Origin of the sequence: Saccharomonospora sp. NPDC046836, from assembly GCF_040645195.1 — a bacterium.
In the GTDB taxonomy this organism is placed as follows: domain Bacteria; phylum Actinomycetota; class Actinomycetes; order Mycobacteriales; family Pseudonocardiaceae; genus Prauserella_A.
On sequence record NZ_JBEYXW010000112.1, the window covers coordinates 1 to 2,593 of the forward strand.

General features: G+C 70.5%; 1 protein-coding gene and 1 pseudogene. One reads left to right on the plus strand and one right to left on the minus strand.

All coding sequences use genetic code 11. The features are described from left to right. Window positions 1–268 precede the first annotated feature (268 nt). A complete protein-coding gene (locus ABZ863_RS35500) occupies window positions 269–1,096 on the minus strand; it encodes an HAD-IB family hydrolase (protein ID WP_358544157.1) in 828 nt (275 codons plus the stop codon). Between the two features lie 1,161 nt (window positions 1,097–2,257). Between ABZ863_RS35500 and ABZ863_RS35505 the strand changes: the two are divergent. Next, window positions 2,258–2,593, plus strand: a pseudogene (locus tag ABZ863_RS35505) (hypothetical protein); the annotation flags it as partial.

A 2,593-nucleotide genomic window follows, 5' to 3' on the forward strand; every position in this document is an offset into this window, starting at 1 on the left:
GTACGCGTACGCGTACCGCTGCTTCACAGGGCCGTCGGGTTACCAAGCGTCCCTCGCGATGTGCCGCCCGGCCGGAGTCTTTGCCCGGTGCCTGGAACGGCTTACCCGATTCGTCGGGTCCTGCGTGGCGTGGGTACTCGGCGGTCCTGTGCGGTCCGTGGGGCCTTGCTGCGTGAAAGGTCATCCTCTCGGATGTCCCTGGTCTCGCGGGCCGTTACTTCCTTTGTACTCCTCCTGCGGCCGAAGCGGAACCCGGGCGGCCACTTCTTCAGGCGGCCGCCGGACTCCGCCGGGAGCGGGCGGTCAGCCAGACGACCCCGGCGGTGACGGCGGCCGCCCCGACGGCCGCCGCGGCGACCAGCACCGGCCGCGGGGGCCGGGAGAGCGAGGGGAGGCGCTGCTTGAGGCGGACCGGCCGGTGGAAGTCGAGAACGGGCCACTGCCGGGCCACCGCCTCCTTGCGGAGTGTCCGGTCCGGATTGACCGCGTGCGGGTGGCCGACCGCCTCCAGCATCGGCACGTCGGTCGCCGAGTCGCTGTACGCGTAGCAGCGTGCCAGGTCGTACCCCTCGCTCTCGGCCAGCTCACGCACGGCCTCCGCCTTGGTGGGCCCGTAGGCGTAGTACTCCACGTCGCCGGTGTAGCAGCCGTCCTCACCCACCACCATGCGGGTGGCCACCACGCGGTCGGCGCCGAGCAGCTCGCCGATGGGCTCGACCACCTCCGCCCCCGAGGTCGAGACGATCACCACGTCCCGACCTGCGGCGTGGTGCTCCTCGATCAGGGAGGCGGCCTCGTCGTAGATGATCGGGTCGATCAGATCGTGCAGGGTCTCCGCGACGATCTCCTTCACCTGCTGCACATTCCAGCCACGGCAGAGGGAGGAGAGATAGGAGCGCATGCGCTCCATCTGATCGTGGTCGGCGCCGCCCGCGAGGAACACGAACTGTGTGTACGCGGTGCGCAGTACGGCGCGGCGGTTGATGAGCCCGCCTTGGTAGAAGGACTTGCTGAAGGTGAGTGTGCTCGACTTCGCAATGACCGTCTTGTCCAGGTCGAAGAAGGCTGCGGTGCGGGGCAAGGAGCGGTTTTCCACAGGGTCGAGCATAGGCGCCCACCATTCGGCGTAAGGTGTGGCGCGTGGGTTTGCCTGAGAAGGCCCTCGGGTACACCATGGACGTCACGGATCGTTCGCGACCGTGTTACCCCGGTCCGACTCCTCCCCCCCCCGAGTCGGCCGTGGGGACGACCCCCGCTCTCCCCCCCGGCGGGGGTCGTCGCATGTCCGGGCACGTTTGACGGGTCCGGTCCCACCGAAGGCGCCTTACGCGAGCCGCGCGAGGCGCCTTCGGCATATGCCCGCACTGCCTGACGTTCGATTACGCACCGTCAGGGCAGCGGCCTGTGGACGACATGCTCGGGTTCGTCACTCTTGTCTCCTCCCGCCTCCCCTCTACCGCCTGAGGGCCGGCTGTTGAGGAGTTCTTCCGCCATGTTCATGGAGATCTCGGCCCCTCTCTTCGGGGCTTCTTGAGGAGTTCCCGCCGGACGGTTCTCGTCCGGGTGACGGAGTTATTCACAACCTGCGAGTAGTCCACGGTTTTCGACCAAGATCCACATCATTTTCCAGGCTTCTGCAAGGTGAATGCCGCAACCGGAGTTCGGGCGCGAGTTCACGTGACTTCGCCCTGAGTTCGGGTCGACGCGAGGCCGGGTTCTTTGTGGACGCGGCGGGGTGCGTCGACTTTCGGCCAGGGGGAAGCAGTGGTTCCGCTGGTTCCCCGTCAGGGGCCCAGGCGACGCGGCTTCCCCCTTGGCCGGATGCGGACCACCGGTCCGGCGTGCGCGTGAGCGGACGGACCGGACACGGCCGGCGCGGGGCGACGCGATGGACGCGCGTCCCGCTGCGCGGAGACGGACGGCCCCGGGGCCGGAGAGCGAGGGCGGCGGAGAGATGGCGAGGGAGCGGGGGAGTACGGGCGTGGACCAGCGATGGCTTGGGGGCGCCGGTCGGGCACGTGGCGGGAAGTGGCGTGCGCGGGACGGGTCCTGGGCGGGGAGCGGAGGCGTGCGGGTGCGGGATCGGGACGAGGCCGTGAGGGCGGGACGAGGAGGAATCGGTATGGCGGCGACGGCAGGGCGGCGAGGAGTGGGCGAGCACGTGGGACGCGAGATGCGGCAGGGGAGGAGTGAGGGCGCCCATGGGGATGTCCGGGCCCCGGGAGCGGGCGGCGGGCCCAGTGGGCCGGTGGGGCCGGTGGGGCCGCTCATCGTGACCGAGGACCCCGTGCTCCTGGACGACCTGCTGCGGCTGTGTGCCGCCGCCGGGGCCCGGCCGCTGGTTCTGGCCACGCTGCCGGAGCGGCGGGGCGAGTGGGAGGCCGCGCCGCTGGTGCTGGTCGGGGACGACGCGGCGGTACGGATGGAGCGGGCTCCGCGCCGGCCGGGCGTCCTCCTCGTCGGGCGTGACCAGGGCGAGCCGGCCGTCTGGCAGTGGGCTTGCGGGATAGGCAGAATCACATCTACCGGTTCCCCACCACGAAGATCGGCCCGGGGCAGACGCTCTACGTCCGCACCGGCAAGGGAACCAACA